This window comes from Streptomyces sp. Ag109_O5-10, assembly GCF_900105755.1.
Lineage (GTDB): Bacteria > Actinomycetota > Actinomycetes > Streptomycetales > Streptomycetaceae > Streptomyces.
Genome location: NZ_FNTQ01000001.1, coordinates 1,234,210 through 1,247,608, shown reverse-complemented (window position 1 = coordinate 1,247,608; position 13,399 = coordinate 1,234,210). Strand labels below are relative to the sequence as shown.

The window sequence follows — 13,399 nt, the reverse complement described above, 5'->3', positions numbered from 1 at the left end:
CGGTCGTGCACCCCGTTGGGGTCAAGGACCGGCGCAGCGGTGAGCACTGGATGGGGCGCCTCTACATGCGTGAGGTGTCCCTGCGGGTCGACCGCTACCTGGTGAACACCAGGGTCACGCCCAACCAGCTCACGTATCTGATGACCGTCTTCGGCGTCCTCGCCTGCCCGGCCCTGCTGGTGCCGGGCGTCTGGGGCGCGGTGCTCGGCGTGGTCTGCGTCCAGATGTACCTGCTGCTCGACTGCGTCGACGGCGAGGTGGCCCGCTGGAAGCAGCAGTACTCGCTGGGCGGCGTCTACCTGGACCGGGTCGGTGCCTACCTCACCGACGCCGCCGTCCTGGTCGGGCTCGGGCTGCGGGCCGCCGACCTGTTCGGCAGCGGCCGTATCGACTGGCTGTGGGCCTTCCTGGGCACCCTGGCCGCGCTCGGCGCCATCCTGATCAAGGCCGAGACCGACCTCGTCGGCGTGGCCCGCCACCAGGCCGGCCTGCCGGTGGTCAAGGAGGCCGCCGCCGAGATGCGCTCCTCCGGGATGGCGCTGGCCCGCCGGGCCGCCGCCCTGTTCCGGTTCCACCGGCTGATCCTCGGCATCGAGGCCTCGCTGCTGATCCTGCTGCTCGCCGTCGCCGACCACTTCCACGGCGACCTCTTCTGGACCCGGCTCGGCACGGCCGTGCTGGCCGGCATCGCGCTGCTGCAGACCCTGCTGCACCTGGTCTCGGTCCTCGCGTCGAGCAGGCTGCGGTGAGCGCCGGGCTGAAGGTCGGCGCGGTGGTCATCACCATGGGCAACCGCCCCGACGAACTGCGCGCCCTCCTCGACTCGGTCGCCAAGCAGGACGGCGACCGGGTCGAGGTCGTCGTCGTCGGCAACGGCTCGCCCGTCCCGGACGTCCCGGACGGCGTCCGCACCCTGGAGCTGCCCGAGAACCTCGGGATCCCCGGCGGCCGCAACGTCGGCATAGAGGCCTTCGGCCCCAGCGGCCGCGATGTCGACATACTGCTCTTCCTCGACGACGACGGCCTGCTCGCCGAGCACGACACCGCCGAGCTGTGCCGCCAGGCGTTCGCCGCCGACCAGCGGCTCGGCATCATCAGCTTCCGCATCGCCGACCCGGACACCGGGCAGACCCAGCGCCGGCACGTGCCGAGGCTCCGGGCCTCCGACCCGATGCGCTCCTCCCGGGTCACCACCTTCCTCGGCGGCGCCAACGCCGTCCGCACCCAGGTCCTCGCCGAGGTCGGCGGCCTGCCGGACGAGTTCTTCTACGCCCACGAGGAGACCGACCTGGCCTGGCGGGCCCTGGACGCCGGCTGGATGATCGACTACCGCGCCGACATGGTCCTCAACCACCCCACCACGGCCCCCTCCCGGCACGCGGTCTACCACCGGATGGTCGCCCGCAACCGGGTCTGGCTGGCCCGCCGCAACCTGCCCGCCCCCCTGGTGCCGGTCTACCTCGGGGTGTGGATGCTGCTGACCCTGGTGCGCCGCCCCTCCCGCCCGGCCCTGCACGCCTGGTTCGCCGGCTTCCGCGAGGGCTGGACCACCCCGTGCGGACCCCGCCGCCCGATGCGCTGGCGGACTGTGTGGAAGCTCACGCGACTGGGCCGTCCCCCGGTGATCTGACAAGCTCGGAGGTGCGGGTCCGCGCGTACGGCGTGCGGACCCGCCCCGGGAACGGCCGTACACGGTGCGCGGACGCCCCCGGGAATGTGTCTGATGGCGGAGACGTGTCGCCCCCAGTAGCACAATCCCGTAAGACGAACGTAAGAAGCATCGGTCGCCGGATTCGAAGGCGAAACCGGCGACCGACGCGAAGACGGATCCGAAGACGAAGGCTTCCACCCTTGAGTGAGACAACGCATGACGGCGGGATCGCGGTGACCGCGCCGCCGTCCCCCGACGAGGGCCTCACGGCGACGCAGCTGGCCGCCAGGTACGGGCTCGCGGTGAGCGGCGCACGCCCTCCGCTGGCCGAGTACGTACGCCGGCTCTGGGGGCGGCGCCACTTCATCCTGGCCTTCTCGCAGGCGAAGCTCACGGCCCAGTACAGCCAGGCAAAGCTCGGCCAGCTCTGGCAGGTGGCCACGCCGCTGCTGAACGCGGCGGTGTACTACTTCATCTTCGGCGTGATCCTGCACGCGAGCCGGGGCATGTCGCAGGACGTCTACATTCCGTTCCTGGTCACCGGCGTGTTCACCTTCACGTTCACCCAGAGCTCGATCATGACGGGCGTGCGGGCGATCTCGGGCAACCTCGGTCTGGTGCGTGCGCTGCACTTCCCGCGAGCCTCGCTGCCGATCTCCTTCGCGCTCCAGCAGCTCCAGCAGCTGCTGTTCTCGATGATCGTCATGGTCGCCGTGGTGGTCGGGTTCGGCAACCGGCCGGGCCTGTCCTGGGTGCTGGTCGTACCGACCCTGTTCCTGCTGTTCCTCTTCAACACGGGACTGGCCCTGATCGTGGCCCGGATGGGCGCCAAGACGCCGGACCTCGCCCAGCTGCTGCCGTTCATTCTGCGCACCTGGATGTACATGTCCGGCGTGATGTTCTCGATCACCAAGATGATGGAGGGCCGGCCGGAGTGGGCGCGCACGCTGCTCCAGGTCAACCCCGCCACCGTCTTCATGGACCTGATGCGCTTCGCCCTCATCGACGGCTACGGCGCCTCGAACCTGCCGCCGCACGTCTGGGTCGTCGCGCTGTCCTGGGCCGTGGTCGTGTTCGCCGGCGGTTTCGTGTACTTCTGGAAGGCTGAGGAGCGGTACGGCCGTGGCTGAGCAGAGCACAGGGGAGCGGATCCCCACCGTCATCGCGGAGGACGTGCACATCGTCTACCGCGTCAACGGCGCCAAGACCGGCAAGGGCAGCGCGACGGCCGCCCTCAGCCGCATCTTCCGGCGCGGCGACGACCGGGGCGTCCGCAAGGTGCACGCGGTCCGCGGTGTCTCCTTCGTCGCCTACCGCGGCGAGGCCATCGGCCTGATCGGCTCCAACGGCTCCGGCAAGTCCACCCTGCTGCGCGCCATAGCCGGCCTGCTGCCCGCCGAGAAGGGCAGGGTCTACACCAACGGCCAGCCCTCGCTGCTCGGCGTCAACGCGGCCCTGATGAACGACCTCACGGGCGAGCGCAACGTCATCCTGGGCGGTCTGGCCATGGGCATGTCCCGCGAGGACATCCGGGCCCGCTACCAGGAGATCGTCGAGTTCTCCGGCATCAACGACAAGGGCGACTTCATCACCCTGCCGATGCGCACCTACTCGTCCGGCATGGCGGCCCGCCTCCGCTTCTCCATCGCGGCCGCCAAGGACCACGACGTCCTCATGATCGACGAGGCGCTGGCCACCGGTGACGCGGCCTTCCGCAAGCGTTCCGAGGACCGGATCCGGGAACTGCGCGAGCACGCCGGCACGGTGTTTCTGGTCAGTCACAACAACAAGTCGATCCGCGACACCTGCGACCGCGTCCTGTGGCTGGAGCGCGGTGAGCTGCGCATGGACGGCCCGACCGAAGAGGTGCTCAAGGAGTACGAGAAGTTCACGGGCAAGTAGCCCCGTCCGGACCAGGCCCCGCCGGAACCTCTCCGGCGGGGCCCGCGTCTGCAAAGGAAACGTCAACTCGGGCTCGCCTTAGGAATCTTGACGCCAATCGGTGTGTTGTTGTGATCTGCGGGACACCCCGACGAACCTCGATGCGTTGTACAACGTAAGCTGTACCGGTCCCGGAAAGCGGCAAGAGGGGCGATAATGCGCGACACCCTCCGCCGGGCCGCCCCGCGGGCCGCTGGGCGGCGTGTCCGAAATAGTGTGTATTGGGTCGGCAGTGTAGAACGGGAGATGTGACGGCAATGGCTACGGAAACTCCCCAGCTCAACGCAGGCCGCGCCGTCCCCGCCCCGGGCAGCGAACGGTGACGGCAGCCGGCCCGGTGCGCACCGGAGACCCGGAGCGCGGCACCCTGGACAAGGCCGCGGACGAGAACTTCCCCGTGGCCCCCTTCTTCCTGCCGAAAGCCTGGCGCGACGACCTGATGGCGGTGTACGGCTTCGCCCGTCTCGTCGACGACATCGGCGACGGCGACCTCGCCCCCGGCGGTGCCGACGCCCGCCTCCTCGGGGTCTCCCCGGAGCAGGCCGAGGACCGCCTGGTCCTGCTCGACGCCTTCGAGGCCGACCTGCGCCGCGTCTTCGACGCCGTCCCGCGCCACCCCCTGCTGCGCCGCCTGCAGCCCACGGTCCGGCGCCGCGCGCTGACCCCGGAGCCCTTCCTCGGACTGGTCGCCGCCAACCGCCAGGACCAGCTCGTCAAGCGCTACGAGACCTACGACGACCTCCTCGCCTACTGCGAGCTGTCCGCCAACCCCGTCGGCCGCCTGGTCCTCGCCGTCACCGGTACCTCGACCCCCGAGCGCGTCCGGCTCTCCGACTCGATCTGCACCGCACTCCAGATCGTCGAACACCTCCAGGACGTGGCCGAGGACCTCGGCCGCGACCGGATCTATCTGCCCGCCGAGGACATGAAGCGCTTTCACGTCCAGGAGGCGGATCTCGCCAGGAAAATCACAGGCGCATCGGTGCGTGCACTGGTTGCATACGAAGCACAACGCGCCCGCGATCTCCTGAATGAAGGCGCCCCCCTTGTGGGTAGCGTCCACGGCAGGTTGAAGCTGCTGCTTGCGGGGTTCGTGGCGGGGGGAAGGGCGGCGGTCCACGCGATCGCCGCCGCCGAGTACGACGTACTTCCCGGCCCGCCCAAGCCCGGCAAGGGCCGGTTGCTGCGTGAGGTGGGCGTGACTCTGCGAGGAGAGGGGTGATCCGGACCGTGGACTCTCCCACACACGTGTCCGCACCGGTACTCGCCGCCTACAGCTACTGCGAGACGGTCACCGGACAGCAGGCACGGAACTTCGCCTACGGCATCCGGCTGCTCCCGGCGCCCAAGCGGCGCGCCATGTCGGCGCTCTACGCCTTCTCCCGGCGTGTCGACGACATCGGCGACGGCGAGCTGGCGAGCGACGTGAAGGCGGCCCGTCTGGAGGACACCCGGGCACTGCTGGCCCGGGTCCAGGACGGCGCGGTCGCCGAGGACGACACCGACCCGGTCGCGGTCGCCCTCGCCCACGCCGCCCAGGCCTTCCCGATCCCGCTGGGCGGCCTGGACGAGCTGATCGACGGCGTCCTGATGGACGTGCGCGGCGAGACCTACGAGACCTGGGACGACCTCAAGGTCTACTGCCGGTGTGTGGCCGGTGCCATCGGCCGGCTCTCGCTCGGCGTGTTCGGTACGGAACCGGGGGCGCGTGGCGCCGAGCGCGCGCCGGAGTATGCCGACACGCTCGGGCTCGCGCTTCAGCTCACCAACGTCCTCAGAGACGTCCGCGAGGACGCCGGCAACGGCCGTACCTACCTGCCCTCCGACGACCTCGCCAAGTTCGGCTGCTCGGCGGGGTTCCACGGACCCACCCCGCCGGAGGGCTCCGACTTCGCCGGTCTGGTGCACTTCGAAGTGCGGCGCGCCCGTGCCCTCTTCACCGAGGGCTACCGGCTGCTGCCCATGCTCGACCGGCGCAGCGGCGCCTGTGTCGCCGCCATGGCCGGCATCTACCGCCGCCTGCTCGACCGCATCGAGCGCGAACCGGAGGCGGTGCTGCGCGGCCGGGTCTCGCTGCCCGGACGCGAGAAGGCGTACGTCGCCGTGCGCGGCCTGTCCGGGCTCGACACCCGGCGCCACACCTCCCGCCTGACCGTCAGGAGGCGCGCCTGATGGACACAGTGGGCCAAGGCGACTCCACCGGAGAAAAACGGCAGGCAACCCTCCGGCACGGCGTGGCGTCCCTGACTGCGACGGCCCGACCTGCCCCGTTCCACCGGCACGGCGGGCGGGCAGGGGAGGACGCACGATGACCGACGGCACGCGATCCGAGCGGACGCACGACGACATCCCGTCCGGGCGCTCCGCGGTCGTGATCGGCGGCGGCCTCGCGGGCATCACCGCCGCGCTCGCGCTCGCCGACGCGGGGGTGCGCGTCACCCTGCTCGAAGGCAGGCCGAGGCTCGGCGGGCTCGCCTTCTCCTTCCAGCGCGGCGACCTGACCGTGGACAACGGCCAGCACGTGTACCTGCGCTGCTGCACCGCCTACCGCTGGTTCCTCGACCGCATCGAGGGCACGGCGCTGGCACCGCTGCAGGACCGCCTCGACGTACCCGTCCTCGACCTCGCCAAGCCGGAGGGGCGGCGCCTGGGCAGGCTCCGGCGCGACCCGCTGCCCGTCCCCCTGCACCTGGGACGCAGCCTGGCCGCCTATCCGCACCTCTCGCTCGCCGAACGGGCCAGGGTCGGGCGTGCCGCGCTCGCGCTCAAGGGGCTCGACCTCGCCGATCCGAGCCTGGACACACAGGACTTCGGCAGCTGGCTGGCCGCCCACGGCCAGTCGGCGCGTGCCGTCGAGGCCCTGTGGGACCTGGTCGGGGTCGCCACCCTCAACGCGGTCGCGGGCGACGCCTCGCTGGGGCTCGCCGCGATGGTGTTCAAGACCGGTCTGCTGTCCGACCCGGGCGCGGCCGACATCGGCTGGGCCCATGTGCCGCTGGGCGAACTGCACGACCGGCAGGCCCGCAAGGCGCTCGACTCCGCGGGCGTGCGTACCGAAGTCCGTACACGCGTCACCTCCGTCTCCACTAACGAGAACGGAACCTGGAGCGTTCAGGTTCCCGGCGAGACGCTCACCGCCGACGCCGTCGTGCTCGCCGTCGCCCAGCGCGAGGCCTACGACCTGCTCCCGGCCGGTGCCCTCGACGCCCCGGAGAACCTGCTGGAGATCGGCACCGCGCCGATCCTCAACGTCCACGTGGTCTACGACCGCACGGTGCTCACCAAGCCGTTCTTCGCGGCCCTCGGCACCCCGGTCCAGTGGGTGTTCGACCGCACCCACGCCTCCGGGCTGCGCGCGGGCCAGTACCTCGCGCTGTCCCAGTCGGCCGCCCAGGACGAGATCGACACCCCCGTGGCCGACCTGCGCGAGCGCTATCTGCCCGAGCTGGAACGGCTGTTGCCCGCGGCGCGCGGCGCCGGGGTGCAGGACTTCTTCGTGACCCGGGAGCGCACGGCGACGTTCGCCCCCACCCCCGGCGTCGGGCGGCTGCGGCCCGGCGCCCGCACCAAGGCACCCGGCCTCTACCTGGCCGGAGCGTGGACCGCCACCGGGTGGCCCGCGACCATGGAGAGTGCGGTCCGCAGCGGTGTCAGTGCGGCCGATGCCGCGCTCAGCACCCTGGGCCGGCCCCGCCCCCGTCGCCTCTTCGAGTTCGAGGAGGCGGCGTGACGCTCGACCAGCAGGCGGCAGGCCTCCGCACCCCCGGTACCGCAACAAGAGGAGAAACTGTGCCCACTGTGCCCCCGGCCTCGAAGGGCGCTCGCGAGACCGCAGTGGACGTGACCGCGCTCCTGGAGCGCGGCCGGACCCTTGCCACACCGGTACTGCGGGCGGCCGTCGACCGCCTGGCCTCTCCCATGGACACCGTGGCCGCCTACCACTTCGGCTGGATCGACGCCGAGGGCAACCCCGCCGACGGCGACGGCGGCAAGGCCGTACGCCCCGCGCTCGCCGTGCTCTCCGCCGAGGTCACCGGCGCCGCCCCCGAGGTCGGCATCCCCGGCGCGGTCGCCGTCGAGCTCGTCCACAACTTCTCCCTGCTGCACGACGACCTGATGGACGGCGACGAACAGCGCCGGCACCGCGACACCGTCTGGAAGGTGCACGGCCCCGCCCAGGCCATCCTGGTCGGCGACGCCCTGTTCGCCCTCGCCAACGAGATCCTGCTGGAACTCGGCACCGTCGAGGCAGGCCGCGCCACCCGCCGGATCACCACCGCCACCCGCGCCCTGATCGACGGCCAGGCCCAGGACATCTCCTACGAGCACCGCGACCGGGTCAGCGTCGAGGAGTGCCTGGAGATGGAGGGCAACAAGACCGGCGCCCTGCTCGCCGCCTCCAGCTCGATCGGCGCGGTGCTCGGCGGCGCCGACGACCGCACCGCCGACACCCTGGAGAAGTACGGCTACCACCTCGGCCTCGCCTTCCAGGCCGTCGACGACCTGCTCGGCATCTGGGGCGACCCGGAGGCCACCGGCAAGCAGACCTGGAGCGACCTGCGCCAGCGCAAGAAGTCCCTGCCGGTCGTCGCCGCGCTCGCCGCGGGCGGCCCCGCCTCCGAGCGGCTCGGCGAGATCCTCGCCGCCGACGCCAAGAGCAGCGACTTCGAGAACTTCTCGGAGGAGGAGTTCGCCGCCCGTGCCGCTCTCATCGAGGAGGCCGGCGGCCGGGAGTGGACCGCCGAGGAGGCGCGTCGCCAGCACACCATCGCCATCGAAGCCCTCCACGCCGTCGACATGCCCGACCTGGTCCGGGCGCAGTTCACGGCGCTCGCGGACTTCGTCGTCGTACGAAAGAGATGATCATTATCGGTCGAATAGTCCTCGCGTAGTCGCCGGCCGGTGCGAACGCGCAGCCAGCACCGGCCGACGGCGGACCCACAGCAGAACGATTTCGCACGACTGCACGAAGGGGAAGCCATGACAGCGACGACCGACGGAAGCACCGGGGCCACCCTGCCGCCCCGGGCCGACTCGGCCAGCACCGAACTCACCACCCCCGTGGCGGCCGGGGTACAAGAAGCCGCCGAACGCGCCGTACGGCGTGCCACCGACCATCTGCTCGCCCAGCAGGACGCGCAGGGCTGGTGGAAAGGTGACCTGGAGACCAACGTCACCATGGACGCCGAGGACCTGCTGCTCCGTCAGTTCCTCGGCATCCGCGACGAGGCCACGACCTCAGCCGCCGCGCTCTTCATCCGCGGCGAGCAGCGTGAGGACGGCACCTGGGCCACCTTCTACGGCGGCCCCGGCGAACTCTCCACCACCATTGAGGCGTACGTCGCCTTGCGGCTGGCCGGCGACGCGCCGGACGCCCCCCACATGGCGAAGGCGTCGGCCTGGGTCCGCGAGCGTGGCGGGATCGCCGCCGCCCGGGTCTTCACCCGGATCTGGCTGGCCCTGTTCGGCTGGTGGAAATGGGAGGACCTGCCGGAACTCCCGCCGGAACTCCTGTACTTCCCCAAGTGGTTCCCGCTCAGCATCTACAACTTCGGCCAGTGGGCCCGCCAGACCATCGTGCCGCTCACCGTGGTCTCGGCCAAGCGCCCGGTGCGCCCGGCCCCCTTCCCGCTGGACGAGCTCCACACCGACCCGGCCAACCCGAACCCGCCCCAGCCGCTCGCCCCGGTGGCCAGCTGGGAGGGCGTGTTCCAGCGGCTCGACAAGGTTGTCCGCGGCTACCGCAGGGTCGCGCTGGGCCGGCTGCGCGGCTCCGCTCTGAAGTCCGCCGCCCGCTGGATCGTCGAGCGCCAGGAGAACGACGGCGCCTGGGGCGGCATCCAGCCCCCGGCCGTCTACTCGGTGATCGCCCTGTACCTGCTCGGCTACGACCTCGAACACCCCGTGATGCGCGCGGGTCTCGAGTCGCTGGATCGTTACGCCGTGTGGCGCGAGGACGGCGCCCGGATGATCGAGGCCTGTCAGTCCCCGGTGTGGGACACCTGTCTGGCGACCATCGCCCTGGCCGACGCCGGACTCCCCGCCGACCACCCGCAGCTCGTCAAGGCCGCCGACTGGATGCTCGGCGAGCAGATCGTCCGCCCCGGCGACTGGGCGGTCAAACGGCCCCAGCTCCCGCCCGGTGGCTGGGCGTTCGAGTTCCACAACGACAACTACCCCGACATCGACGACACCGCCGAGGTCGTCCTCGCGCTGCGCCGGGTCAGGCACCACGACCCGGAGCGGATGGAGAAGGCCATCGGGCGCGGGGTGCGCTGGAACCTCGGCATGCAGTCGAAGAACGGCGCCTGGGGCGCGTTCGACGTCGACAACACCAGCCCGTTCCCCAACCGGCTGCCGTTCTGCGACTTCGGTGAGGTCATCGACCCGCCGTCGGCCGACGTCACCGCGCACGTCGTGGAGATGCTCGCCTTCGAGGGCATGTCCCACGACCCGCGCACCCGGCGCGGCATCGAGTGGCTGCTCGCCGAACAGGAGCCGAACGGCGCCTGGTTCGGGCGCTGGGGCGTCAACTACGTCTACGGCACCGGGTCCGTGGTACCCGCGCTCACCGCCGCCGGACTGCCCGTCTCGCACCCGGCGATCCGGCGCGCGGTGACCTGGCTGGAGCAGGTCCAGAACGAGGACGGAGGATGGGGCGAGGACCTGCGCTCCTACAAGTACGCCGACGACTGGAGCGGGCGCGGCGCCTCGACCGCCTCCCAGACCGCCTGGGCGCTGATGGCGCTGCTCGCGGCGGGGGAGAAGGACTCCAAGGCCGTCGAGCGGGGCGTCCGGTGGCTCGCCGAGACCCAGCACGAGGACGGCTCCTGGGACGAGCCGTACTTCACCGGCACCGGCTTCCCCTGGGACTTCTCCATCAACTACCACCTCTACCGGCAGGTCTTCCCGCTCACCGCGCTCGGCCGCTACGTCCACGGTGAGCCCACCCCCGAGGCAGAGGGGGACTGATGAGCGCCACGCCCGCGCCGGCCCCGCTGCTGATCGCCTGCGCACTCGGCATCGAGCACCTCGCCCTGCGCGCCGGCGAAAGGGGCGGCTCGGGCGGACCCGTCACCGTGCTGCGCACCGGCATGGGCCCCAGGGCGGCGGAACGGTCCGTCACCCGGGTCCTGGCCGACCCCGCGCTCGCCGGTGCCGCCGTCCTGGCGACGGGCTTCTGCGCGGGGCTCGCCCCCGGCATGCACCCCGGCGACCTCGTCGTCGCCGAGGAGACCCGGGACCCCCGCGGCAGCGTCCCGTGCGTGGGCACCGAACTCCTGGTGAAGGAACTCGTACGGACCCTGCCCGGCCGCACCGTCCACACCGGACCGGTCACCGGCTCCGATCATGTCGTCCGCGGTCACGAGCGGTCGGATCTGCTCGCGACCGGCGCAATCGCGGTCGACATGGAATCGGCGGCCACGCTCCTGAGCGCCGTGCAGGCGGGCGAGCGCCCCGTTGCGGCCGTCAGGGTGGTCGTGGACGCTCCTGAACATGAACTCGTCCGGATCGGCACGGTGCGCGGTGGAATATCCGCTTTCCGTGTTCTTCGATCCGTTCTTCCAGCTTTCTTTGAATGGCACCGTTCTTTGCTGCTCCCCCGGAGGTGAGCCAGATGGCCATGCCGCTGCGTCAGTCGATCAAGGTCGCTACTTACTTGGCCGAACAGAAGCTCCGCAAGCGGGACAAGTTCCCGTTGATCGTGGAGCTGGAACCCCTCTTCGCGTGCAACCTGAAATGTGAGGGCTGCGGCAAGATCCAGCATCCGGCGGGGGTGTTGAAGCAGCGCATGCCGGTCGCGCAGGCGGTCGGAGCGGTGCTGGAGTCCGGTGCTCCGATGGTGTCCATCGCGGGCGGCGAGCCCCTGATGCATCCTCAGATCGACGAGATCGTGCGGCAGCTGGTGGCGAAGCGGAAGTACGTCTTCCTGTGCACCAACGCGATGCTGCTGCGCAAGAAGATGGACAAGTTCACCCCCTCGCCGTACTTCGCCTTCGCGGTGCACATCGACGGGCTGCGCGAGCGGCACGACGAGTCCGTTGCGAAGGAGGGCGTGTTCGACGAGGCGGTGGAGGCGATCAAGGAGGCCAAGCGGCGCGGCTTCCGGGTGACCACCAACTCGACCTTCTTCAACACGGACACCCCGCAGACCATCATCGAGGTGCTCAACTTCCTCAACGACGACCTCAAGGTCGACGAGATGATGATCTCGCCCGCCTACGCCTACGAGAAGGCCCCCGACCAGGAGCACTTCCTCGGCGTCGAGCAGACCCGCGAGCTCTTCAAGAAGGCCTTCGCGGGCGGCAACCGCAAGAAGTGGCGGCTCAACCACTCCCCGCTCTTCCTGGACTTCCTGGAGGGCAAGGTCGACTTCCCGTGCACGGCCTGGGCGATCCCGAACTACTCGCTCTTCGGCTGGCAGCGCCCCTGCTACCTGATGAGCGACGGGTACGTGCCCACGTACCGCGAACTCATCGAGGAGACCGACTGGGACAAGTACGGCCGCGGCAAGGACCCGCGCTGCGCCAACTGCATGGCGCACTGCGGCTACGAGCCCACCGCCGTCCTCGCCACCATGGGGTCGCTCAAGGAGTCGCTGCGCGCGATGCGCGAGACGGTCTCCGGGAACCGGGAGTAACGGCATGACCGCGGTTTCCCTGGGCCTCCCGGAGGTCCCGGCCCGGCCGGTCGCCGAGCGGCGCGTGTCCCGGCAGATCCATGTCGGGCCCGTGGCGGTCGGCGGCGGCGCCCCGGTGTCGGTGCAGTCGATGACCACGACCCGCACCTCCGACATCGGCGCCACCCTCCAGCAGATCGCCGAACTCACCGCGTCCGGCTGCCAGATCGTCCGCGTCGCCTGTCCCACGCAGGACGACGCGGACGCCCTGGCGACGATCGCCAAGAAGTCGCAGATCCCGGTGATCGCGGACATCCACTTCCAGCCGAAGTACGTGTTCGCGGCCATCGAGGCCGGGTGCGCGGCGGTCCGCGTGAACCCCGGCAACATCAAGAAGTTCGACGACCAGGTGCGGGAGATCGCACGGGCCGCCAAGGACCACGGGACCCCGATCCGCATCGGGGTCAACGCGGGATCGCTCGACCGCCGGCTCCTGGAGAAGTACGGCAGGGCGACCCCGGAGGCACTCGTGGAGAGCGCTCTGTGGGAGGCCTCGCTCTTCGAGGAGCACGACTTCCGGGACATCAAGATCTCGGTCAAGCACAACGACCCGGTCGTGATGATCGAGGCGTACCGGCAGCTCGCCGCCCAGTGCGACTACCCGCTGCACCTCGGGGTCACCGAGGCGGGCCCGGCGTTCCAGGGCACGATCAAGTCGGCGGTCGCCTTCGGGGCATTGCTGTCCCAGGGCATCGGTGACACGATCCGCGTCTCGCTGTCCGCCCCGCCCGCCGAGGAGGTCAAGGTCGGCATCCAGATCCTGGAGTCGCTGAACCTCAGGCAGCGGCGTCTTGAGATCGTCTCCTGCCCGTCCTGCGGGCGCGCCCAGGTCGACGTCTACAAGCTGGCGGACGAGGTGACGGCGGGCCTCGAGGGTATGGAGGTGCCGCTGCGCGTCGCCGTCATGGGATGCGTGGTCAACGGCCCCGGCGAGGCACGGGAGGCCGACCTGGGGGTCGCCTCCGGCAACGGCAAGGGGCAGATCTTCGTCAAGGGCGAGGTCGTCAAGACCGTGCCCGAGTCGAAGATCGTGGAGACCCTCATCGAGGAAGCGATGAAGATCGCCGAGCAGATGGAGCAGGACGGCGCCGGGTCCGGAGCACCCGCCGTCACGGTGAGCTGAACAG

At 70.7% G+C, this 13,399-nt stretch carries 11 protein-coding genes and 2 pseudogenes; all 13 read left to right on the top strand.

What is annotated here, in order from left to right:
• Nucleotides 1–5 precede the first annotated feature (5 nt).
• The 13 genes and pseudogenes from BLW82_RS05855 (at nt 6) to ispG (ending at nt 13,395) form a co-directional block, all read left to right on the top strand.
• A complete protein-coding gene (locus BLW82_RS05855; protein WP_046728530.1) occupies nt 6–749 on the top strand; it encodes a CDP-alcohol phosphatidyltransferase family protein in 744 nt (247 codons plus the stop codon).
• Between the two features lie 8 nt (nt 750–757).
• Complete coding sequence (locus BLW82_RS05850) at nt 758–1,630, top strand: glycosyltransferase family 2 protein (protein WP_093507880.1); 873 nt, start codon at nt 758–760, stop codon at nt 1,628–1,630.
• 221 nt (nt 1,631–1,851) lie between these two features.
• Nucleotides 1,852–2,781: an ABC transporter permease gene (locus BLW82_RS05845; protein WP_093497790.1), complete on the top strand. Its 930-nt coding sequence runs from the start codon at nt 1,852–1,854 to the stop codon at nt 2,779–2,781.
• Nucleotides 2,774–3,553, top strand: coding sequence for an ABC transporter ATP-binding protein (locus BLW82_RS05840; RefSeq protein WP_093497789.1), 780 nt, complete (start codon nt 2,774–2,776; stop codon nt 3,551–3,553). The genes BLW82_RS05845 and BLW82_RS05840 overlap by 8 nt, the downstream gene beginning before the upstream one ends.
• Nucleotides 3,554–3,911: 358 nt before the next feature.
• On the top strand, nt 3,912–4,814 hold the full coding sequence (gene hpnC / locus BLW82_RS05835; RefSeq protein WP_093497788.1) for a squalene synthase HpnC: 903 nt from the start codon (nt 3,912–3,914) through the stop codon (nt 4,812–4,814).
• Nucleotides 4,811–5,764, top strand: coding sequence for a presqualene diphosphate synthase HpnD (hpnD, locus tag BLW82_RS05830; RefSeq protein ID WP_177232851.1), 954 nt, complete (start codon nt 4,811–4,813; stop codon nt 5,762–5,764). The genes hpnC and hpnD overlap by 4 nt, the downstream gene beginning before the upstream one ends.
• Nucleotides 5,764–5,841, top strand: a pseudogene (locus BLW82_RS46215) (DUF6380 family protein); the annotation flags it as partial. The gene hpnD and the pseudogene BLW82_RS46215, both read left to right, overlap by 1 nt.
• A pseudogene (gene hpnE / locus BLW82_RS05825) lies at nt 5,832–7,322 on the top strand (hydroxysqualene dehydroxylase HpnE); the annotation flags it as partial. The pseudogenes BLW82_RS46215 and hpnE, both read left to right, overlap by 10 nt.
• Before the next feature lie 59 nt (nt 7,323–7,381).
• Complete coding sequence (locus BLW82_RS05820) at nt 7,382–8,455, top strand: polyprenyl synthetase family protein (protein WP_177232850.1); 1,074 nt, start codon at nt 7,382–7,384, stop codon at nt 8,453–8,455.
• A gap of 117 nt (nt 8,456–8,572) precedes the next feature.
• A complete protein-coding gene (shc, locus tag BLW82_RS05815) occupies nt 8,573–10,564 on the top strand; it encodes a squalene--hopene cyclase (RefSeq protein WP_093497785.1) in 1,992 nt (663 codons plus the stop codon).
• Nucleotides 10,564–11,205: a phosphorylase family protein gene (locus BLW82_RS05810; RefSeq protein ID WP_093497784.1), complete on the top strand. Its 642-nt coding sequence runs from the start codon at nt 10,564–10,566 to the stop codon at nt 11,203–11,205. The genes shc and BLW82_RS05810 overlap by 1 nt, the downstream gene beginning before the upstream one ends.
• 5 nt (nt 11,206–11,210) lie before the next feature.
• Nucleotides 11,211–12,233 (top strand): adenosyl-hopene transferase HpnH, encoded by a 1,023-nt coding sequence (gene hpnH / locus BLW82_RS05805; protein ID WP_089107242.1) that lies wholly within the window; start codon nt 11,211–11,213, stop codon nt 12,231–12,233.
• Nucleotides 12,234–12,237: 4 nt separating this feature from the next.
• Entirely contained in the window at nt 12,238–13,395 is a 1,158-nt protein-coding gene (gene ispG, locus BLW82_RS05800) for a flavodoxin-dependent (E)-4-hydroxy-3-methylbut-2-enyl-diphosphate synthase (protein WP_093497783.1), read from the top strand.
• Nucleotides 13,396–13,399: the final 4 nt, after the last annotated feature.